The following is a 19,457-nucleotide window of genomic DNA, read 5'->3' on the forward strand; positions in this document are numbered from 1 at the left end:
GCGGCGGTTCAGAACCGCATCTTCAGCCCAGTCAGGTAATCGGCCAGAATGTCGAACACCAGGCGGATGCGGCGGCTGGTATGCAGCTCGCGATGGGTGGCCAGCCACAACGGGAACTCCAGCGTTGGCAGATCTTCCAGGTCCAGCGGCTCAACATCCGGGCTTTTGCGGGCGATGGCGTCCAGCATCGGCACGATGCCGAACCCCTGCCGCACCAGTTCCCAAGCCGCCAGGCCGCTGGTTGAACCAACAGGGAAGTTGTCTTCGCTCAGCCGGATGCCGAGCGGTTCCATGTAGCCGAGGAACTGGGGAATATCGCCGAAGGACACGAAGTCATGGGTGCTGAGGTCGGCGCGGCAGCGCGGGGTTCCGCGACGCTCCAGATAGCTGCGGGCGGCATAAAAGCGGGCGGTGGTGTCCTGCATCTTGCGGGCGATCAGGTCCGGCTGCTCCGGACGGACGTGGCGGACGGCGATATCGGCCTCGCGCCGCTGCAGGTCGCGGATATCATCCGCGGCAACAATCTCAATCCGCAGCCGCGGCGCCTGCTGGCGCAGCCGCTCCAGCACCCCGGGCAGGATATGGGCCGAGATGCCGTCGCTGGCGGTGATGCGCACCAGCCCTTCGATGGTCTGAGCCTGGCCGGTCGCGGCAAGGGCCAGCCTGTCGGCGGCCTCGCCCATCCTGCGGCTGTGGGCCAGCAGCTCCCGCCCCGCTTCGGTCAGGGCCAGCGACCGGCCCAGCCGTTCAAACAGCAGTACGCCCAGCTCCTCCTCCAGTGCGGCCACCTGGCGCGACAATGTCGGCTGGGTGAGGCCAAGCTTGCGCGCTGCTGCTGACAGAGAACCTGTTTCAGCGGTGGCAAAGAAGGCGCGGATATGGTTCCAGTCAGGGCTCATCATGCAAATACGTATATCAACACTGCGGATTTCGGCAATTTATCTGTGGTTCTTGCATGGGTAAGGTTTGGCCAGCCAAGGAGACCTGCGATGACCGCCGACGCCCGCTTTTGGAACAAGATCGCCCCGAAATACGCCAAGTCCAAGATCCGCGACATGGACGCCTACCGCTATGCGCTGGAACGGACGCGGTCCTATCTCAAGGCGGATGATACCGTGCTGGAACTGGGCTGCGGCACCGGCTCCACCGCCATTGAGCTGGCGCGCGGTGTCTCCAAGATCGTCGCAACTGATCTGTCTGAGGCGATGCTGGAGGTGGGCCGCGAGCGGGCCTGGGATGCAGGTGCTGGCAATGTCGAGTTTCAATGCTGCAGCGCCGGGCAGGCGCCTGAGGGGCCGTTTGACGCGGTGCTGGCGCATAACCTGCTGCACCTGCTGCCGGACTTGGCAGAGGTTCTGGACGGCGTCGCCGAGCGGCTGCGGCCCGGCGGGCTTTTCATCTCCAAGACCCCCTGTTTGGGCGAGATGCGGGGCAGCTGGAAATACTGGCTGTTTTCGGCGGCCATTCCGCTGATGCGGCTGGCGGGCAAGGCGCCAAGCTACGTGGACTTCATCGGCATCCGCAGGCTGGAGGCGGCAGTGCAGAAGGCCGGGTTTGAGATCATCGAGACCGGCAACTACCCGGCCGATACCCCCGGGCGCTACCTGGTGGCGCGGCGGCGCTGAGTTTTGCCTTTGCGGCTTCCGCGCTAGGTAACGGGGTGGAGGCTGAGATGTTTGAAGACCGGATGTCTGCCGGACTTCAGCTGGCCAAGGAACTGGCTGAACTGCCGATGACAGACCCTGTGGTGCTGGCGCTGCCGCGGGGCGGGGCGCCTGTGGCCCTGCCGGTTGCGCAAGCCTTGCACGCGCCCATGGACCTGATCCTGATCCGCAAGATCGGCATGCCCTCCAACCCGGAACTGGCTGCAGGGGCTTTGGCCGAGGGCAGCAATCCCATATTCAACGGCGCGCTGCTGAAGGCCACGGGCATGAGGCCAGAAGATTTTGCCCCTCAGGTTGCCCAGGCTCGGGAAGAGAACGCCGCCCGCCGCGCCCGCTATCTGCAAGGGCGCGATCCGATTGTGCTGGAAGGGCGCACGGTGATTGTGGTGGACGACGGGATTGCTACCGGCGCCACCTTCATGGCAGCGCATTTCTGGCTGCAGGAGCGTAAGCCCGCCGGGGTGATCCTGGCTGTGCCGGTTGCACCGCCAGAAGCGGTGGACGAACTGCGCCCCTTGGTGGATACTCTGGTCTGTTTGCTGAGCCCCAGGGAGTTCTGGGCGGTCGGCGCACATTACAGGGATTTTACGCAAACCAGCGATGACGAGGTCATGGCCGCCTTGGCCGCGGCCCCGGAAGCTGGCGCAGGAAAGGACAAGACGTGGCATTGAATGTTTATCTCTCGGGCGAGATTCACACAGACTGGCGGGAACAGATCGTTGAGGGTGCAAAAGGGCTGGAGGTGAGCTTCAGCGCACCGGTGACGGATCACGGCGCCAGCGACGACTGCGGCGTGGCGGTGCTGGGCGCTGAGGAGAACAAGTACTGGCACGACCACAAGGGCGCGATGGTCAATGCGATCCGCACCCGCAAGGGGATTGCGGATGCCGATGTTGTGGTGGTGCGCTTTGGCGACAAGTACAAGCAGTGGAACGCGGCCTTTGACGCGGGCTATGCCGCGGCGCTGGGCAAGTCGATCATTGTCCTGAGCCCGCCGGAGCATCAGCACGCCTTGAAAGAGGTGCATGCCGCCGCGCTCGCGGTAGCAGAGGAGCCGCGCCAGGTGGTCGAAATCCTCACCTATGTGCTGACCGGCAAGCTGCCTGAATGACCGCTCCCACGCTGGAGACAGAACGGCTGATCCTGCGCCCGCACCGGGTGCAGGATTTCGGGGTTGTGGCGGCGCTTTGGGCGGAGCCGGAGGTGGTGCGGTTCATCTCCGGCACGCCGTCGACGTCAGAGGAAAGCTGGACCCGGCTGCTGCGCTACATCGGCCATTGGCAGGCGCTGGGCTATGGCTATTGGGCCGTGACCCTGCGGGACAGCGGGCAGTTCATCGGCGAGGTGGGCTTTGCCGACTACCAGCGCAGCATGGAGCCGCCGCTGGCCGGTGTGCCGGAAGCGGGCTGGGTGCTGGCACCTGAAGTGCACGGGCAGGGGATTGCGACAGAGGCGGTTAGCCGTATCCACGATTGGGCGGCGGAGATGACGGACTGGGCGGAAACCGCTTGTATCTTTGATCCCAGCCATACCGCGTCGCACAGGGTGGCGCGCAAGATGGGCTATGCACCTGTGGGGGAGGCGCTCTACAGGGGCAGCCCGGCGCTGGTGATGAAACGGGGCATCCTGCGGACCTGAAACGGGATGCTCCCGCCCGGCTTCGGCCCTGGCAGGCCTTAGCCCGTTGGGCGTAGCGCCGCGCAGGGCGCGGCGGACCCGCCAGGCTGCTGGGTTGGCCTGCCGGTTGAAAGAGGTGAGGCGCGCCGGCGGTTTGCGCAGGATTTGCGTTTTCGGGATCCTTGCAACGGTTCGTTAACACGGCGGCGGTTATCTGGTGGCGATACGCACGACATTTGGAATGCCTCCTGCCGTTTCCGGAAAAGGCGGCACCAGGAAAAGACCATGACAAACCGCCGCAGACCTGCCTTGCAAATCACCCCGCTGTCCGAGGACGAGGGCCTGTTCAAGCGCGAGGTGCGCGATGTGGAGGTGGAGCTGGTGCCGGTCTTCAGCCGCAACAACCGCGGCGATCTGGTGGTGAAGGGCATTGTCAAACCGGACGCAGAGGTGGAAGTGGTCTTTGCCGGCCGCCGCACCCGGGACGCGGCGGCGCTGATGGAGGTGATGAAGAAGGTCCGGGCCCAGGGGCTGCGGTCGGCTGTGAACGGGCATGAGGCCATGCTGCAGGTCCGGCGCCTGCGGCTGCCGCTCAAGGTGCGGGGCACCTGGCGGCTGCGGTTTGTCGCGGATGAGTCCGGCTGGGATCTCAAGACCTATCAGCTGCTGGCCGCGCAATGGGCTTTTACCGGGCTGGACGGGCAGACCGTCGTGTCGGGGCGCCCGCCGGAGCGGCGGCAGAACCCGGTGCAGCACCGCGCGCGGGAGGCCCGCGCCCGCAACGCCGCGATCCGCGCCATGCAGGCGGCACGGGCCGAGTGACCGCTTGAGGGCGCAACAGGAAAACGCCCCGCCAAAGGCGGGGCGCCGGGCCCAACGGGATGAGGCCTGCCAGGGCCGAAGCCGGGCGGGAGCGTCTCAGCCTGCTTTCTTGATTTCCACCGAATGCGGGTAGGGGATGGAAATGCCCTTGGCGTCAAAGGCTTCCTTAACCCCTTGGGTCAGGGCGAATTTCACTTCCCAGTAATCAGCCGCCTGGCACCAGACCCGGGCAGTCAGATCGACTGAGCTGTCGCCCAGGTTGGTCACGCGGACCCAGGGCTCCGGGTCCTGCAGCACCCGGGTGTCGGCATTTGCCTGTTCCAGGATGATAGCCTTGGCCGCTTCGGCGCTGTCGCCGTAGTCGATGCCGAACACCATATCGACCCGGCGGGTGTCGTGATGCGAGAAATTGGTGATGATCGAGCCCCAGGCCTGGCCGTTCGGCACGATAATCTGCACATTGTCAGGGGTGGCCAGCTCCGTCACGAAGAGGTTCACATCCTTCACCGTGCCGGCGGTGCCGCCGATGTCCACATACTGGCCGATCTTATAGGGGCGGAACAGGATCAGCATGAAGCCTGCCGCCAGATCGCTGAGCGTGCCCTGCAGCGCCAGGCCGATGGCCAGGGTGGCGGCACCCAGCATCGCGACCAGGCTGGTGGCCTGAATGCCGAAGATGCCGAGGATTGCAACCAGCACCACGGCCAGCAGAACCCAGCGGATCACGCTGGCAGCGAAATTTCCCAGCGTCGGGTCGATTTGCGGTGTCTTGTTGATACGGCTGCGCACCGCGCCGCTGATCCATCCGGTGGCTATCCAGCCCAGCACGAGCACCACCAGCGCCTTGGCGCCGCTCACCACCAGGGGCCAATAGGCGCCGGCCTGTTCTATCACTTGTTCCATTTCCGCTGTTCCTGTCGCTCTGATGTTCTGCGCTTGAATGTCCTTCAACCGTGCGGCTGTGGCAATAGCACGCAGCGGGGAAAGATTCGGTGCGTGCGGCTCAACCTGCAGGGGAGGGTCGGGGCAAGCCCGGCAGCTATACTGGCGGCGCGGCACAGCGATGGGACGCACAAGCGGTATCAGGTTTTCAGAACGCAAAACTATCGTAAAAGTGGTGGCCTCCCGCTGCTTTCCCGTTGAATGCGTTATTGGGGTGCGCGATCAATCAAGAAGATTTGATCTCCAGGGATTGGTTAAAGATGACTATTCAGGAAACGCTTGATGCGCCCGGCGGCGCAGGCACCACCTATGCAATTACAACTTCGGAAGATTTCCACGGCTCCCTTTCCAGTGATTACGATGAAGATTGGATCCGCGCCCAGCTGGATGCAAATTACGGCTATGTGTTCCGGGTCACCGGCGATGGTACGGCGACGAGCATTTCGGAGGCCTATCTGGCGCTGAGAAATCCGAACGGCGACCAGATTGCTACGCACAACAGTTCGAACTCAACTGCGATTGTCTATACGACAACGATCTCTTCGGGCACATACTTTGCCCAGGTCGGCTATGATGGCTCGCGCTACTATGGTGAAGCGGGCAGCTATAATGTTGAACTGATCCGCGAGATCGCAACCGGTCTTGGCACCCGGGAAACCCTGCTGGTGGATGAGATCCAGAACAGCACGCTTGAGCACAACTACGACGAAGACTGGTTCCGGATGGAGCTGGAGGCGAACTATGGCTATGTGGTGAAACTGACTGGGGACGGCTCCGCGACCAGTATTTCCGAAGCCTATCTGGTGCTGAACCAGGCCAATGGCGACCAGGTCGCCTATTCCAACAGCAGCAGCGCAACTGCGATTGTTTCGACAACGACAGCATCGGCCGGGACCTATTACGCCCAGGTAGGTTATGAATCCTCCGCTTACAGAGGCGAAGCCGGCAGCTATAATGTCGAGCTGATCCGGGAGATCGCAACCGGCCTTGGCACCCGCGAAAGCCTGGATGTGGGCGAGATCCGAAACAGCAGCATCGAATACGACTATGACGAAGACTGGTTCCGGATGGAACTGGAGGCGAATTACGGCTATGTCGTCAAGCTGACCGGGGACGGGTCTGCGACCAGCATTTCCAATGCCTATCTGGCGCTGAAGCAGACAAACGGCGACCAGATTACCTATCACGACAGCAGCAACGCCTCGGCGCTTGTCTCCCTCACCACGACGTCTGCAGGAACCTACTATGCCCAGGTTGGGGATGACAGCTACCGCTACAACGGCCAGGCGGGCAGCTACAATGTTGAGCTGATCCGGGAAATCGCCTCTGGCATCGGCACGCGCGAAAGCCTGACGATGGGTGAAACCGAGAACAGCACAATCGAACATTCGCGCGACAGCGACTGGTTTGCGGTCGAACTGAAGCGGGGCGAGACCTATACTTTCCGCCTGGCAAGCGACGGCGCGGCGACCGGGATCACCTCGGCCGCGCTTGGTGTGCACAGCCAGAACGGCGATGAGCTGATCACCAGCAACAGCGGTGATGCCTCTGTGTCCATCTACTACGAGGCCACCTATACCGGGGTGCATTACCTGCGCGCGGGCTCGACCTCTTACTACCAAGGCGGTCCGGGGACCTATGACATCTCTGCCTATTCGGACATGCCCGACAGCTATGACAGCAGCGCTGATGGCGTTCTCGGGAAATTCACCCGCAGCGCGGTTGATTTCGAGGACGATCTGGACGGGTTCTCCTACAACCTGAGAGGCGGGCAAACCTATGACGTGTTTGTCTCCGGCGCGGGGCTGCAAGACGGCGTGTCCAAGGCGCGGGCGGAGTACTGGGACTACGGCAGCACCCCGGAAAGCATCCTGTCGTCCAGATCCGACACGATGATGGAAAGCTTCACTGCAACCTATGATGATGAATTCCATTTCTTCGTCGGAAACTCCGCAGGCGATCAGCGCGGCACCGGCAGCTACAGCTTTGCGGTGCTGGAATCCTGGTCCGGAAATGAAAACGCCAATGTGCTGAGAGGATCAGGCAGCGCCGAATCCATTCATGGCCTGGGCGGCGGCGACCGGATCAACGGCCGTGGCGGCAATGACATCCTGTCGGGTGAAGGCGGCCGGGACAAACTGAATGGCGGCGGTGGCAGCGATTACCTGTTCGGCGGCAGCGGTAATGACAAGCTGGCTGGCGGCCGCGGTGCGGATATTCTGGTTGGCGGCAGCGGCAAGGATACGCTCTCCGGCGGCAGGGGCGACGATGTTTTTGTGTTTGCCAATGGCTCAGGCCGGGACGTTGTGAAGGATTTTAACGCGGGCAGCAGCCGGGAAAAAATCGACCTCAGCGCAGTGTCCAAGATCGTCAGCTACAATGATCTTGTGAACAATCACCTGTCGCAGTCCGGCGATGATGCGGTGATCTCTGCCGGCAAGCGGTTCTCGGTCACGCTGACAGACACGGACATCAGCGATCTCGATCCGGGCGACTTCATCTTCTGACTTGTGCCCGGCCGGAAGATCCGCACGGCAGCTTGCGGATCTTCCGGCCGCTGTAAAAAAAGCCCCGCCAATCCGGCGGGGCTTTTGCATGGATTTGGCTGTGCTTTGAAGATTACTGCTTCAGCGCCAGTTTCGGCGACAGCACGTCGAGGCCCAGGGCCTCGCCGACCGCGTAGTAGGTCAGCTTGCCGGCGTGCACGTTCAGGCCGTTCAGCAGGTGCGCATCGTCCTCGCAGGCCTGGCGCCAGCCCTTGTTTGCCAGGTTCAGCATGAAGGGCAGGGTGGCGTTGCCCAGGGCCTGGGTCGAGGTGCGTGCCACGGCGCCCGGCATGTTGGCCACGCAGTAGTGCATGATGCCGTCGACTTCATAGATCGGCTCGGCGTGGGTGGTGGCGCGGGAGGTCTCGAAGCAGCCGCCCTGGTCGATGGCGACGTCCACCAGCACCGCGCCCGGCTTCATTTCGGACAGCTGTGCGCGGGACACCAGTTTCGGCGCTGCCGCGCCCGGGATCAGAACCGCGCCGATCACCATGTCGGCCTCACGCACCAGCTCGGCGGTGGCGCCGGCGGTGGAGTACTGGTTCTTGAACTCGCGGCCAAAGACATCGTCCAGGTACTTCAGGCGGGTCAGCGAGCGGTCCAGGATGGTGACGTCTGCGCCCATGCCTGCAGCCACCTTGGCTGCGTGGGTGCCGACAACGCCGCCGCCGATCACGACCACTTTGGCCGGGGCCACACCGGGCACGCCGCCCATCAGCACGCCGCGGCCGCCGTTGGCCTTTTGCAGGGTGTAGGCGCCAACCTGCGGGGCCAGGCGGCCGGCAACTTCCGACATCGGCGCCAGCAGCGGCAGGCCGCCGCGGTCATCGGTGACGGTCTCGTAAGCAATTGCAGTACAACCAGATTCCAGCAGGTCGTGGGTCTGCTCCGGGTCGGGTGCCAGGTGCAGATAGGTGAACAGCAGCTGGTTTTCACGCAGCATCTTACGCTCAACCGCCTGGGGTTCCTTCACCTTGACGATCATGTCGGCGGTGGCAAAGATTTCCTCGGCAGTGTCCAGGATCACGGCACCGGCGGCGGCATAGTCCTCGTCGGTGAAGCCGGCGCCCATGCCGGCGCCTTTCTGGATCACGACGTCATGGCCGTGGTTGACCGCTTCGCGGGCGGCGTCCGGGGTCATGCCGACGCGGAATTCCTGGGGTTTGATTTCGGTGGGGCAACCGATTTTCATGTGAGTATCTCCTCCAAACTCTCTGCGGTCATTTTGCCGCAGGCGGTCCAGAATGTGCTGCTTATTTGGGCAGAATAAAAACATGCCTTTCGAAGATTCTTCGCGTATACTTGCGAAATACAGCAAGGATCTTCGCAAAATGTCGCTAGACGAAACAGATCGTCGCATTCTTTCAGTGCTGCAAAAGCAGGGGCGCATCTCTAACGCCGACCTGTCGGAGCGGGTGAACCTGTCGGCCTCGGCTTGCCACCGGCGGGTGCAGCGGCTGGAGGCGGAAGGGTACATCCGCGATTACGTGGCGCTGCTGGATGCACGCAAGATGAACGTGCCGACCACGGTTTTTGTGGAGATTACCCTGTCCGGCCAGGCGGATGAAGTGCTGGATGCGTTTGAGAAGGCGGTGTCCAGGATTCCGGATGTGCTGGAATGCCACCTGATGGCGGGGACCGCGGACTATATCCTCAAGGTGGTGGCAGAGAACACTGAGGATTTCGCCCGCATCCACCGCCAGTATCTGGCGCGGCTGCCGGGGGTGGCGCAGATGCAGTCGAGCTTTGCCCTGCGCACCGTGTTCAAGACGACGGCGCTGCCGGTTTGAGCCTGCACAGGGGGGTGACATGCGTGCACCCCCTGTACACCCCCTGTGCACCGGGCGGTGCCGGAACCTAGGCCGGGCCGGGGTAGGTGAACAGCACAAGGTGGGTGAGGTTGAACCCGAAATGCATCAGCACAGGCGCGCAGAACCGGCCTGTTCCCCAGTAACCCAGCCCGCAGGCCAGCCCCAGCAGCGCAGCGAATGCGGCCACCGCGGGGCCGGCGCCGAGGTGGGCAAGGCCGAACAGCAGACTGGCGGTGGCAATCCCCGCAGCAGGCCCGAAGCGGCGGCTGAGACCCTGCTGCAGGTAGCCGCGGAAGAAGGCTTCCTCGGCCAGGCAGGTGAGCAGCAGGTTTGAGGCCATCCACAGGGGGAGCCAGTCCGGCAGCGACGGCTCCAGTTCCAGCGCGCCAGTGAGGTGGGCCAGCGGCAACAGCGCGGCAAGGAGCAGCAGGCCGGAGATCAAGGCGCGCCTGTCTGCCGGATCATTGCGCTGCAGCAGGCTGGGCCAGGCCAGCAGCAGGGCGAAGAACACCAGCGGCTTGTCCAGGTTCAGATGCAGGGAATATGGCGCGCTGGCGGGGCCGGCCTGCACCTGGCTGAGGATCAGCAGATTCTGCACGCCGGGCAGCAGATGCGCGCCAAGCGCCAGCGACCACAGCACCAGCACCGCGTGGCCGATCAGCCCGGCAGGCCCGCGGGTGCGGGGGATGAAAGCGGCAAACAGCAGCCCGGTGGCCAGCGCCATCAGCGCCAGCGGTTCCAGATGCCCCAGCGCTGTGGCGGCTCCGGCAAAGACCGCCAGCAGGGCAAAGGCCAATCCGCGCTGCGCGGACCAGCCGGCAAGAAGCGCCGCCATCAGGATCAGCCAGGGCCAGGTTTGGGGCAGGGTGGTCAGAACAAAGCTCATGGCCTGCACATAATCCGCTCATCCGCCGGTTTTCCAGGTGGTTGTGCAGGGGTCTTGCGGCTTTTGCGCTTGAACCTGCCCGGGAATTCCGCTTGCCTTAAAGGAAGCTGCAGGCCGGCGGGTGACATCAATCCGTCATATGGCGTCGCTAGAAGGCAGTCTTTGAGCCACCTGACAAGGAAGGAACCCGCCCGTGACCCGCGAATATGAAACCGCCTCCCTCGACTGGCTGGAAGCGGAGCTGCAGGACACGCTGGACGAGGACATCGAGATCGAATTCGCCGAGCCGATGCTGAGCCAGGAGATCCGCAAGATCTACCGCGAGCAGCATCCGGAGATGCTGGACCGGCAGGTCTATTTCCGCAACCTCCTGCGGCTGCAGGCAGAGCTGATCAAGGTGCAGGACTGGGTGCAGCATACCGGTGCCAAGGTCTGTATCCTGTTCGAAGGCCGCGATGCGGCGGGCAAGGGCGGGGTGATCAAGCGGATCACCCAGCGGCTGGACCCGCGGGTGGCGCGGGTGGTGGCGCTGCCCGCACCGAACCGGCGCGAGCAGAGCCAGTGGTATTTCCAGCGCTATGTGCCGCATCTGCCTGCGGGGGGCGAAATTGTGCTGTTCGATCGCTCCTGGTACAACCGGGCGGGGGTCGAGCGGGTGATGGGCTTTGCCACGGAAGACCAGGTGGAGCAGTTTTTCCAGGATATTCCCGAATTCGAGCGGATGCTGGTGCGTTCGGGCATCATCCTGCTGAAATACTGGTTCTCGATCACCGACGAAGAGCAGCAGCTGCGGTTCATGATGCGCATCCACGATCCGATGAAACAGTGGAAGCTGTCACCGATGGATCTGGAGAGCCGGATCCGCTGGGAACAGTATACCAAAGCCAAGGAAGAGATGCTGGAGCGCACCAACATCGCGGAGGCGCCGTGGTATATCGTTGAGGGCAATGACAAGAAGCGCGAGCGGCTGAACTGCATCGAGCACCTGTTGACCAAAATCCCTTATGAGGAGGTGCAGCACGAGAAGGTCGAGCTGCCGGACCGCAAGTACAACCCGGACTATGAGCGCCAGGTGCTGCCGGATGAGCTGTATGTGCCCAAGATCTACTAGCAACGGGGGCGGCCGCATAGGCAAGCCATGAAAAAGGGCGCGCCGCGGCGCGCCCTTTGCTGTTTGCCCGGTGGGGATCCGAACAGGATCAGAACAGGAAGTCGTTCGACTGCAGGTCCTGTTCGGAGATGCCTTTCAGCAGCAGGCTGTCGCCATCGCTGTCGGAGATCAGCAGCCCGTCTGCGGTTTGGCGGACGTGGTTGTTCATCAGGTCGCTGTAGCCGCTGATGCCGGTAGCGGCGCCCAGGTCGATGCGTTCGCCGCTGGTATTGGGGTTGAAATCGGTGACGGTGTCATCGCCGCTGCTGAAGACAAAGATGTCGGCGCCGCTCTTGCCTGCCAGCTTGTCATTGCCATTGCCGCCGTTCAGGGTGTCGTTGCCGGCGCCGCCAAAGAGCCTGTCGCCGCGGCCGCCGCCGTTCAGCTCGTCAGAGCCGTCGTTGCCGCGCAGCACGTCGCGGCCGCCGCCGCCGTTCAGCTCGTCCGCGCCGGAGCCACCGTTCAGCTTGTCGCGGCCGCCGTTGCCGTCGAGCCGGTCCTGGCCGCTGCTGCCGGACAGGGTGTCATTCCCGGCCAGCCCCGCCAGGCTGCCGGCGCTGCTGAGGGTCAGCGTGTCATTGCCCGAGGTGGCGCCCCCTGTGCTGCCGCCGGTGCCGCCGCCCGACCCGCCGCCGCCGGATCCGCCGTCCAGCTGCAGCGCGGCGCCGGTGCGGGCAAAATTCTGGGTGACCATCACCGCGTCCCAGCCCAGGAAGTTGCCGTGTTCGATGCCGATGCCGATCACCTCGACGTTGGCATTCAGGATGTTGGCCCGGTGGCCCGGGCTGTTCATCAGCGAATTGTGCAAGTCCACAACATCGTCGGCCAGGCCCGCGGCGCCGCGTTCGCTTTGCCAGGCAATGTTTTCGGCCCAGGTCCAGCTGCCGGAGAACTGAAAGCCCGCGTCCTCCATCCGGTCGCCTGCGCTGGAGCCGCCCGCGCCGGTGTGTGAAAACACATCCTGCTGCAGCATCCATTCGCTGTGGTCTTCGGCTGAATCGTTGAGGCGCAGCTCCAGCTGCACCGGGTTGAGCCCGCGCGAGGTGCGCTCGTTGTTGATCAGGTCGAGCATCTGGCGCTCGAGTTGGTTTGCCTGTGACATCAGTAACTGCTCCATGAGTGAGCCGGCTGTGCGGCGGTCCTAAACCGGTTAACGGAATTTTAAGGCGTTAAAAGGGCGGGCTGCCGTCAGGGCAGGTTTGCGGCAAAGCTCTGCTTGCAGAGGCCGGGGAATACGCGGTTTTTTGCGCGTTTTATGCGGTTTGGCTGCAGCTGCGGCGGCCGGAGGCACGGCCGCGCGGGCGGCAGCGGGCGGCTGGCGGGTGGCAGGCGGGCCGTATCCGGGATTCGCAGGGCGGCTGATGCCCGCGCGGGGTGCGGATAAACCGGACCGCCGGCATGAGAAATGGGAGGAGTAGGGAACAGGCAGGCCGGGCGCCGGCTGGGGGGAGCTGGCGGCGCCCGGCATCAATGGAAACCCAGACAGGCCATGCCTTGTTTGCAGGGACCAAGACAGGCGCCGGTATCGGTTGGGGGGAAGCGTATCCTGCCCAGGGTTTCACCAAACCGGGTGTTCCAAGCCCGGCAGGCGGAGGCAAAGGTTAGGGAAACGCATCTGTCTTGCCCCGCCGTAATCTCTGTATAGCAGAAAGAACTGCGGAAATACACCCTAAAGATGTAATTGAAGATAAAATACGAGCTTTGCGTGTATCCCTTTGAAATCCGGCTATCCTTTTGAGGTCCCGGAAATGACAAACCCCCGGGCTGGGCCGCGGGGGTCGTCTGATCTTCTGTTCGGGCTGATCCGGGGACCGGCCCTAGTGCTGTCCAAAGCTGGAGAGCAGGGAATGCTTACAGCAGACCCTCACGCTGTGCTTTCTTGCGTGCCAGTTTACGGGCACGGCGGATCGCTTCAGCTTTCTCGCGCGCTTTTTTCTCGGACGGCTTTTCGAAATGTTGCTTGAGCTTCATTTCGCGGAAGACGCCTTCACGCTGCAGCTTTTTCTTCAGGGCACGGAGCGCCTGATCGACGTTGTTGTCGCGAACACTAACCTGCATGTGGTATTCACCACCTTTCTAAGTTTTGAGTTGCAAGGAAATTGCAGGAGGTGGCCGTATAGCAAAGCGCGCATATTTTGTCTAGTAGGGTGTCAGAACGCTGACCGCGGGAGGGTGAGATGAGCGAAGACCACGATCACGGGCAGGAAGATATCAAGGCGAGTCTGCTGGATGCGGCCTTGCTGCATGTGCCGTTTGACGGCTGGTCGGAGGCGACCTTCCGCGCGGCCTGCCAGGATGCCGGCGTGCCGGAAGTGCTGGCCCATGCGGTCTGCCCGCGCGGCGGTGTGGACCTGGCGCTGGCCTATCATGCCCGCGGCGATTCGCGGATGCTGGAGCGGCTGGAGGCCGAGGACCTGTCGGGTTTGCGGTTCCGCGACAAGGTGGCGGCGGCGGTGCGCTTCCGGCTGGAGGCCGCCTGCGACAAGGAGGCGGTGCGCCGCGGCACCACGCTTTTGACGCTGCCGCAATATGCGGGCGACGGGGTCAAGGCAATCTGGGGCACCTGCGATCTGATCTGGGACGCGCTGGGCGACGGCTCGGACGATCTGAACTGGTACACCAAGCGCGCCTCGCTGGCGGGCGTCTATTCCGCCACGGTGCTGTACTGGCTGGGGGACGACAGCCTGGACCACCAGGCGACCTGGGATTTCCTGGACCGGCGCATTGATAACGTGATGGACTTTGAAAAGCTGAAGGCGGGCCTGCAGAAAAACCCGCTCTTGAAGCCGTTCCTGGTGGGTCCGAACTGGCTGGCCGAGCAGATCAAGCCGCCGAAGGGGCGCGATGATCTGCCGGGGTCGGTTGGCCCGCGGCGGTGAGGGCGGGCGGCGGGGCGGGCAGCTCAATGCAGCATTGCAATGAAAAGCGGCCATTTGAGCAGGTTGACCCCAGCCAGCCTGACAGCGGTAAAGGTGAGACAGCCGGAAATCAAAAAATAGACCGGCACGCGCCCTAGAGCATATCCGCGGAAGAACAGCCCTGACAGCCCTGCCAGCAGGGACAGCAGAAAGAACAGAAAGGCGGTCAGAGCGCCGCCGTCCGAAATGAGCCGGGCAGTCTCTGTCTCGACGAACCTGGCTGCCGCAGCCATGAACATTAACAGGCAGAAAACCGTGCCAAGCGCACAACCGGACAGCGCCGAAAGCAGCCGCGCCCGGTTCGATGCCTTCCGCACCGCCTGAGTGGTGCGCTTTTTGACGAACGCACGCGCCATAACAACGATCCCGGTCAGAGATGCTGCATATGCGGCAATGCCAAGCACAACTGACGCCCCGAGCCCGATAGTGTCCCTGATCGCCTCGTAATTCGCGTTTGTGTGCTTCACCGCTCGAAGGCTAAGCATCATGATGACTCCGCCCGCGGCCAAAAGACCGTAGTTTGGTTTCTGCGCCCAGGCTGGCGCTGATTGCGGTGCAGCCTGGTCTAAGAGCTGCTGCTGGGGTGCGTTTGCGTGAATGCGCTGCAAACGGTTCCGAAAATCTGCATTTGACACAGGGCGAATCTCTAAGGTTCGAAATTTGTTTGCCGATCCCGGCTTGCCCCGGAAATCAGGCGGAATTCAGGCAATTTCAGCGCCGGGATGCATGTGCTGAAAACTCTCGCTTGCCCATGCAGGCAGCGGGAGGCCGCCCTGCGTTCTCCGCCGGGAAAGCGCGCAGCGGTAAATTGCGGATCATTGCCAAAGTGCGGCAATGCTGAGTTTGGCTCGCGCAGTACTTTTAACAGGCGAACGGCTAAGGCATGTTTGTGAGCGCCGGCAAAAAAAGTTTGCCAGAGATGGCAGGACTTCTGCTGCCCGTAGGGCTGGTTCGCCTTCTCTTGAGATGTTGCGTCCGCAATCCGCCCCAGCTGCGGCGCCTTTGCTGTTTGCGCCCCCCTTGCCGGATGCTAGGCAGGAGGCAAGGATCAGGAGGACAAATTCCGATGACAGAGATGATGCGCGCAGTGGAGATCACCAAACCCGGCGGGCCGGAGGTTTTGCAGCTGTGCGAGCGCCCGGTGCCGCAGCCGGCCCACGGCGAGGTGGTGATCAAGGTGGCTTATGCGGGCGTGAACCGCCCCGATGCGCTGCAGCGCGCCGGTGCCTATGACCCGCCCAAGGGCGCCAGCGACCTGCCGGGGCTGGAAGCCTCGGGCGAGGTGGCGGCCGTGGGCGCGGGCGTCAGCGGCATCGCAGCTGGTGATCAGGTCTGCGCATTGCTGCCCGGCGGCGGCTATGCGGAATATGCGGCCACGCCTGCGGCGCACTGCCTGCCGGTCCCGGACGGGCTGGACCTGAAACAGGCGGCCTGCCTGCCGGAAACCTTCTTTACCGTCTGGTCCAACGTTTTCACCCGCGGCGGGCTGAAGGCCGGGGAGCGCTTCCTGGTGCACGGCGGCTCATCCGGGATCGGCACCACCGCCATCCAGCTGGCCCGTGAATTCGGCGCCCGGGTGTTTGCCACCGCCGGGTCGGATGAGAAGTGCCAGGCCTGCCTGGATCTGGGTGCCGAGCGCGCGATCAACTACCGCAACGAGGATTTCGTCAAGGTGCTGCGCGCCGAAGGCGGCGCCGATCTGGTGCTGGACATGGTCGGCGGCGACTACATCCCCCGCAATGTCAAGGCGATGGCAGAGGATGGCCGCCTGGTGCAGATCGCCTTCTTGCAAGGGCCGAAGGTGGAGCTGAACTTTGCCCTGATGATGGTCAAGCGGCTGACGCTGACCGGCTCAACCCTGCGGCCGCAAAGCGATCTGGCCAAGGCGCAGATTGCCCGGGACCTGCGCGAGGCGGTCTGGCCGCTTTTGGAGGCGGGCAAGGTGGCGCCGGTGATGGACAGCGAATTTGCGCTGGAGGAGGCGGCTGCGGCCCATGCCCGGATGGAAAGCTCCGGCCATATCGGCAAGATCGTGCTGAAGGTGGGCTGATCTTCAGTTTTGGCAATCAAAAGAGGGCCGGCAGCTGTGCCGGCCCTCGCGCGTGTTAACTGCCGCGGCCTCAGTCCACGGCGCGCCGGTACAGATGCCAGGTTGCATGCCCCAGCACCGGCACCACGATGATCAGCCCGGCCAGGAACGGGATCGCTCCGATCACCAGGGCAGAACCGACAATCACGCCCCAGGTCATGCAGATAACGGGGTTCTTGCGCAGCACCTTGATTGATGTGGCCACCGCCACCGGCAGGCCCACATGGCGGTCCAGCAGCAGCGGGAAGGACACCAGGCTCATCGCCAGGGCGGCAAAGGCAAAGACAGCGCCCACGATGCCGCCGCTGATCGCCATGATCCAGCCCTCGCGGGTGGTCACCACGTCGGCAGCAAAGCCCAGGATCGAGGCCGGCGGCTCCGGCCCCAGGGTGCGGCTGTAGATCATATCCGCCGCCACCAGCCAGATGATGAACAGCGCCGCCAGATACATGCCCAGCACCAGGATGCCGCCAAAGGCAGGCGAGCGGATGACGCCAAAGGCATCCATCCAGCGCGGCTCAAACCCGGCTTCGCGGCGCGAGGACATTTCATAAAGCCCAACCGCAGCGACCGGGCCGAGGATCGCAAAACCCATGATCATCGGCACGATGAGCGGCAGCAGATTCATTGACAGGCTCATCACGATCAGGGCGATGCCGATGATCGGGTAAAACAGCACCAGGAACATCGCGTCAGAGCGGCAGGCGGCAAAATCCTCCAGCCCCGCGGCCAGGGAATGGATGATGTCATCCATGCTGAGCTTGCGCGCTTTGGGCAGTTCCTTGACGCCGTCGCTGCCCATCTCGCTGACGGTTTCGCCGATATGCTGCCCGGTGGTCTCTGCACTCTGCAGAAGCCAGCTGAGCGGGTTACCGATTGTCTTTGCCATGCGCTTCCTCCTCCTCGCTGACCAAAACGGAAGTGCCGTTCAGGCAGGGCCGGGCGCGGCACGTAACATAATACTAGCACAAAACCGGCCGAAGTGTGCTTCACAGGCCATTTATTGCCGCGTGCGGGGTGCGCGCCTTGCGGCGCCGGCCTCCGGCGGGGATATTCCGGGCAAGAGGAAGGCGGAAGCGGGTGCAAAAATCACGGTGCCTGACATTTGCGCGGGCCAGGCTTCTTTCTGGTCTGAAATACTCCGGGGTGAATTGGCCGTCAGGCCAAGAAGGGCAGCGCCCCTTTTCCTGTCAAGTCTGCGGGGCAGCGCCTTCAGCGCACCGGTGCAAAGCGGGCGTCCTTCAAAGTGCAATCCTTGATCACATCGCGGCCGCAGGGCACCGGCTCCAGTGCCTTGGACAGGCAGATGCGGGCCTCCTGGATGGCGCCGCCGCGGCAGGTGATGGTCAGGCTGTCGCGGCTGAGGTCCGGGTTTTCCTGCAGAAACGCCTGCTCGACGACGGAGGCGGGCAGGGTCACGGGCTTTTCGAGCCTGCGGAAGGCGGCGGGGCGGGTGATGCGCCCGTAAGCTTCGCGCATGGCGGCATAGTAGCCGCGGGCGCTGAGGCCGGAGCAGGTGCCGTGTTTCTTCCACTGGTGCCAGGCAAGGCCGGCGCTGCCCATGATGCCGGCCATCTCGCGGCTCATCGCGCGGCTTGGCGGCGCCTCTGCTGTGCGGCAGTAGCTGGGCCAGCCGCGGTGGTACTGGGGCCACAACCCGTGCAGGGTCCAGCCGTAGTCATGGCGGGCATCGCATTGGTCTGCCCCCCTGGCGTCGCCCTCCTGCGCGCACCAGTTCGGCGACCAGCTGAGCGACAGCACGTAATAGTCAAAGTCGCCCGCAGGCTCGCCTTCTGCTGCGGCAACGGCGGGCAGCAAGGTCAGGACGGCGGCAAAAACACCTGTGAACAACTTGCGCATTGGCCTCTTTCCTTATGCATTGATGCCGACTATATAGGGCGGAAGTTCCCCGACAACGGAAACCTGCCCCGGAACGCCGGGGACGCCATTTCAGGCGGCGGGAGAGATGTATCCGGGGACCAGAGGTGTTTTAAGGAGATGAGCACATGGCAAAACCGTTGATGGCCAAGGCAACCGCCGTGTGGCTGGTGGACAATACCACGATCAGCTTCAAGCAGATTGCCGATTTCGTGGGTATGCACGAGCTGGAGATCCAGGGCATCGCCGACGGTGAAGTGGCGGTGGGCGTCAAGGGGTTTGACCCGGTTGCCAACAACCAGCTGACCCAGGAAGAGATCGACAAGGCGCAAGGCAACCCGCTGCACAAGCTGAAGCTCAAGTTCAACCCGGCCGCTGCCGGCGAGGAAAAGCGCCGCGGCCCGCGCTATACTCCTCTGTCCAAGCGCCAGGACCGTCCCAACTCGATCCTGTGGCTGGTCAAGTTCCACCCGGAACTGAGCGACGGCCAGATCGCCAAGCTGGTGGGCACCACCAAGCCGACCATCCAGTCGATCCGCGAGCGCACCCACTGGAACATCGCCAACATGCAGCCGATCGACCCGGTGGCGCTGGGCCTGTGCAAACAGTCCGAGCTGGACTCTGCCGTGCAGAAGGCCGCAGCCAAGAAAGCGGCCGAAGGCGGCGTGATGAGCGATGACGAGCGCCGCAAGCTGGTCTCCACCGAACAGTCGCTGGAGATGGACGCAGAGCCCAAGATCCCGACTGCGATCGAGGGCCTGGAGACCTTCACCCTGGGCGGCGGCTCCAGTGCGGAAGACGAGAAGAAAGAAGAAGATATCCTTGACGCCGACAGCTTCTTCAACCTGCCTGCGGGCAGCGATGACGAGGATGAGGACGAGGATCCGCGCTTCTGAATCCCTTCCGGGACCGGCGGCGCAACCGCTTAAGTCATTAAAAAGCCGCAGATCCAGTGCTCTGGATTTGCGGCTTTTTCTGTTAGAATTGAAATTCAACATTACAACATGTTGACTATGCGGCCCTGTTTTGCGCAGCATGATGTTGCGGGCGGTTGTGTTCCAGAGCGCCCGCAAAATCCGGGGAGCGGGAGGCGCCATTTATGTTGCAGGCGGTTTCCAAAGTGTAAGGAACAGG

At 63.3% G+C, this 19,457-nt stretch carries 20 protein-coding genes; 11 read left to right on the forward strand and 9 right to left on the reverse strand.

What is annotated here, in order from left to right; genetic code table 11:
* Window positions 1-8 precede the first annotated feature (8 nt).
* Window positions 9-902, reverse strand: coding sequence for a LysR family transcriptional regulator (locus tag ACXAHG_RS17420; RefSeq protein WP_475045229.1), 894 nt, complete (start codon window positions 900-902; stop codon window positions 9-11).
* Window positions 903-989: 87 nt separating this feature from the next.
* Here ACXAHG_RS17420 and ACXAHG_RS17425 point away from each other — a divergent pair, with 87 nt between their 5' ends.
* From ACXAHG_RS17425 to ACXAHG_RS17445, 5 genes are all read left to right on the forward strand, one after another.
* On the forward strand, window positions 990-1,625 hold the full coding sequence (locus tag ACXAHG_RS17425; RefSeq protein WP_475059336.1) for a class I SAM-dependent methyltransferase: 636 nt from the start codon (window positions 990-992) through the stop codon (window positions 1,623-1,625).
* A gap of 47 nt (window positions 1,626-1,672) precedes the next feature.
* Complete coding sequence (locus tag ACXAHG_RS17430; RefSeq protein WP_475041289.1) at window positions 1,673-2,335, forward strand: phosphoribosyltransferase; 663 nt, start codon at window positions 1,673-1,675, stop codon at window positions 2,333-2,335.
* Window positions 2,326-2,775, forward strand: coding sequence for a YtoQ family protein (locus ACXAHG_RS17435; protein ID WP_475059338.1), 450 nt, complete (start codon window positions 2,326-2,328; stop codon window positions 2,773-2,775). The genes ACXAHG_RS17430 and ACXAHG_RS17435 overlap by 10 nt, the downstream gene beginning before the upstream one ends.
* Window positions 2,772-3,302, forward strand: coding sequence for a GNAT family N-acetyltransferase (locus tag ACXAHG_RS17440; protein WP_475059341.1), 531 nt, complete (start codon window positions 2,772-2,774; stop codon window positions 3,300-3,302). The genes ACXAHG_RS17435 and ACXAHG_RS17440 overlap by 4 nt, the downstream gene beginning before the upstream one ends.
* A 264-nt stretch (window positions 3,303-3,566) precedes the next feature.
* A complete protein-coding gene (locus tag ACXAHG_RS17445; protein ID WP_475059344.1) occupies window positions 3,567-4,103 on the forward strand; it encodes a hypothetical protein in 537 nt (178 codons plus the stop codon).
* A 96-nt stretch (window positions 4,104-4,199) separates the two neighbouring features.
* On the opposite strand, the gene ACXAHG_RS17450 is transcribed toward ACXAHG_RS17445, so the two are convergent.
* The gene (locus ACXAHG_RS17450) at window positions 4,200-5,006 is read right to left on the reverse strand and encodes a mechanosensitive ion channel family protein (protein WP_475041296.1); all 807 of its coding nucleotides are present in this window, start codon (window positions 5,004-5,006) and stop codon (window positions 4,200-4,202) included.
* A 299-nt stretch (window positions 5,007-5,305) separates the two neighbouring features.
* Between ACXAHG_RS17450 and ACXAHG_RS17455 the strand changes: the two genes are divergently transcribed.
* Window positions 5,306-7,552, forward strand: a complete 2,247-nt coding sequence (locus ACXAHG_RS17455; RefSeq protein ID WP_475059346.1) for a calcium-binding protein — start codon at window positions 5,306-5,308, stop codon at window positions 7,550-7,552.
* 112 nt (window positions 7,553-7,664) lie between these two features.
* Here ACXAHG_RS17455 and ald read toward each other — a convergent pair whose 3' ends face one another.
* Complete coding sequence (gene ald / locus ACXAHG_RS17460) at window positions 7,665-8,783, reverse strand: alanine dehydrogenase (protein WP_475041299.1); 1,119 nt, start codon at window positions 8,781-8,783, stop codon at window positions 7,665-7,667.
* Between the two features lie 139 nt (window positions 8,784-8,922).
* Here ald and ACXAHG_RS17465 point away from each other — a divergent pair, with 139 nt between their 5' ends.
* On the forward strand, window positions 8,923-9,381 hold the full coding sequence (locus tag ACXAHG_RS17465) for an Lrp/AsnC family transcriptional regulator (RefSeq protein WP_421053204.1): 459 nt from the start codon (window positions 8,923-8,925) through the stop codon (window positions 9,379-9,381).
* A gap of 67 nt (window positions 9,382-9,448) precedes the next feature.
* Here ACXAHG_RS17465 and ACXAHG_RS17470 read toward each other — a convergent pair whose 3' ends face one another.
* Window positions 9,449-10,288: a lysostaphin resistance A-like protein gene (locus ACXAHG_RS17470; RefSeq protein ID WP_475059348.1), complete on the reverse strand. Its 840-nt coding sequence runs from the start codon at window positions 10,286-10,288 to the stop codon at window positions 9,449-9,451.
* Window positions 10,289-10,481: 193 nt separating this feature from the next.
* Between ACXAHG_RS17470 and ppk2 the strand changes: the two genes are divergently transcribed.
* Window positions 10,482-11,399, forward strand: a complete 918-nt coding sequence (gene ppk2 / locus ACXAHG_RS17475) for a polyphosphate kinase 2 (RefSeq protein ID WP_475041303.1) — start codon at window positions 10,482-10,484, stop codon at window positions 11,397-11,399.
* 88 nt (window positions 11,400-11,487) lie between these two features.
* Here the strand turns inward: ppk2 and ACXAHG_RS17480 are convergent, their stop codons facing one another.
* Both ACXAHG_RS17480 and rpsU read right to left on the reverse strand, forming a co-directional pair.
* Window positions 11,488-12,540, reverse strand: coding sequence for a CAP domain-containing protein (locus ACXAHG_RS17480; RefSeq protein WP_475059351.1), 1,053 nt, complete (start codon window positions 12,538-12,540; stop codon window positions 11,488-11,490).
* Between the two features lie 749 nt (window positions 12,541-13,289).
* Complete coding sequence (gene rpsU / locus ACXAHG_RS17485; protein WP_005614280.1) at window positions 13,290-13,496, reverse strand: 30S ribosomal protein S21; 207 nt, start codon at window positions 13,494-13,496, stop codon at window positions 13,290-13,292.
* 119 nt (window positions 13,497-13,615) lie between these two features.
* Here rpsU and ACXAHG_RS17490 point away from each other — a divergent pair, with 119 nt between their 5' ends.
* Window positions 13,616-14,317 carry a COQ9 family protein gene (locus tag ACXAHG_RS17490; protein WP_475041307.1) on the forward strand — a complete coding sequence of 234 codons (702 nt, stop codon included), beginning with the start codon at window positions 13,616-13,618 and terminating at the stop codon, window positions 14,315-14,317.
* 23 nt (window positions 14,318-14,340) lie between these two features.
* Here ACXAHG_RS17490 and ACXAHG_RS17495 read toward each other — a convergent pair whose 3' ends face one another.
* Window positions 14,341-14,964 (reverse strand): hypothetical protein, encoded by a 624-nt coding sequence (locus ACXAHG_RS17495; protein WP_475059353.1) that lies wholly within the window; start codon window positions 14,962-14,964, stop codon window positions 14,341-14,343.
* Window positions 14,965-15,422: 458 nt separating this feature from the next.
* Here ACXAHG_RS17495 and ACXAHG_RS17500 point away from each other — a divergent pair, with 458 nt between their 5' ends.
* Window positions 15,423-16,406 (forward strand): NAD(P)H-quinone oxidoreductase, encoded by a 984-nt coding sequence (locus ACXAHG_RS17500; protein ID WP_475059355.1) that lies wholly within the window; start codon window positions 15,423-15,425, stop codon window positions 16,404-16,406.
* Between the two features lie 70 nt (window positions 16,407-16,476).
* Here ACXAHG_RS17500 and ACXAHG_RS17505 read toward each other — a convergent pair whose 3' ends face one another.
* Both ACXAHG_RS17505 and ACXAHG_RS17510 read right to left on the reverse strand, forming a co-directional pair.
* Window positions 16,477-17,334, reverse strand: a complete 858-nt coding sequence (locus tag ACXAHG_RS17505) for a DUF2189 domain-containing protein (RefSeq protein WP_475041312.1) — start codon at window positions 17,332-17,334, stop codon at window positions 16,477-16,479.
* Between the two features lie 323 nt (window positions 17,335-17,657).
* On the reverse strand, window positions 17,658-18,305 hold the full coding sequence (locus ACXAHG_RS17510) for a ribonuclease T2 family protein (RefSeq protein ID WP_475059358.1): 648 nt from the start codon (window positions 18,303-18,305) through the stop codon (window positions 17,658-17,660).
* Window positions 18,306-18,451: 146 nt separating this feature from the next.
* On the opposite strand from ACXAHG_RS17510, the gene ACXAHG_RS17515 reads away from it, so the two are divergent.
* Window positions 18,452-19,219, forward strand: coding sequence for a DUF1013 domain-containing protein (locus ACXAHG_RS17515; RefSeq protein WP_475059360.1), 768 nt, complete (start codon window positions 18,452-18,454; stop codon window positions 19,217-19,219).
* Window positions 19,220-19,457: the final 238 nt, after the last annotated feature.

The sequence above is a fragment of the Leisingera sp. ABD4_442 genome, from assembly GCF_056160905.1.

Bases quoted from the DNA above. Each gene is read 5' to 3' on its own strand.
- ACXAHG_RS17440 (WP_475059341.1), top strand. From the start codon at position 2,772: ATGACCGCTCCCACGCTGGAGACAGAACGGCTGATCCTGCGCCCGCAC.
- ACXAHG_RS17445 (WP_475059344.1), top strand. From the start codon at position 3,567: ATGACAAACCGCCGCAGACCTGCCTTGCAAATCACCCCGCTGTCCGAG.
- ACXAHG_RS17425 (WP_475059336.1), top strand. From the start codon at position 990: ATGACCGCCGACGCCCGCTTTTGGAACAAGATCGCCCCGAAATACGCC.
- ACXAHG_RS17430 (WP_475041289.1), top strand. From the start codon at position 1,673: ATGTTTGAAGACCGGATGTCTGCCGGACTTCAGCTGGCCAAGGAACTG.
- ACXAHG_RS17490 (WP_475041307.1), top strand. From the start codon at position 13,616: ATGAGCGAAGACCACGATCACGGGCAGGAAGATATCAAGGCGAGTCTG.
- ACXAHG_RS17480 (WP_475059351.1), bottom strand. From the start codon at position 12,540: ATGTCACAGGCAAACCAACTCGAGCGCCAGATGCTCGACCTGATCAAC.
- ald (WP_475041299.1), bottom strand. From the start codon at position 8,783: ATGAAAATCGGTTGCCCCACCGAAATCAAACCCCAGGAATTCCGCGTC.
- ACXAHG_RS17505 (WP_475041312.1), bottom strand. From the start codon at position 17,334: ATGGCAAAGACAATCGGTAACCCGCTCAGCTGGCTTCTGCAGAGTGCA.
- ACXAHG_RS17450 (WP_475041296.1), bottom strand. From the start codon at position 5,006: ATGGAACAAGTGATAGAACAGGCCGGCGCCTATTGGCCCCTGGTGGTG.
- ACXAHG_RS17455 (WP_475059346.1), top strand. From the start codon at position 5,306: ATGACTATTCAGGAAACGCTTGATGCGCCCGGCGGCGCAGGCACCACC.
- ACXAHG_RS17515 (WP_475059360.1), top strand. From the start codon at position 18,452: ATGGCAAAACCGTTGATGGCCAAGGCAACCGCCGTGTGGCTGGTGGAC.
- ACXAHG_RS17470 (WP_475059348.1), bottom strand. From the start codon at position 10,288: ATGAGCTTTGTTCTGACCACCCTGCCCCAAACCTGGCCCTGGCTGATC.
- ACXAHG_RS17500 (WP_475059355.1), top strand. From the start codon at position 15,423: ATGACAGAGATGATGCGCGCAGTGGAGATCACCAAACCCGGCGGGCCG.
- ACXAHG_RS17420 (WP_475045229.1), bottom strand. From the start codon at position 902: ATGATGAGCCCTGACTGGAACCATATCCGCGCCTTCTTTGCCACCGCT.
- ACXAHG_RS17510 (WP_475059358.1), bottom strand. From the start codon at position 18,305: ATGCGCAAGTTGTTCACAGGTGTTTTTGCCGCCGTCCTGACCTTGCTG.
- ACXAHG_RS17465 (WP_421053204.1), top strand. From the start codon at position 8,923: ATGTCGCTAGACGAAACAGATCGTCGCATTCTTTCAGTGCTGCAAAAG.
- rpsU (WP_005614280.1), bottom strand. From the start codon at position 13,496: ATGCAGGTTAGTGTTCGCGACAACAACGTCGATCAGGCGCTCCGTGCC.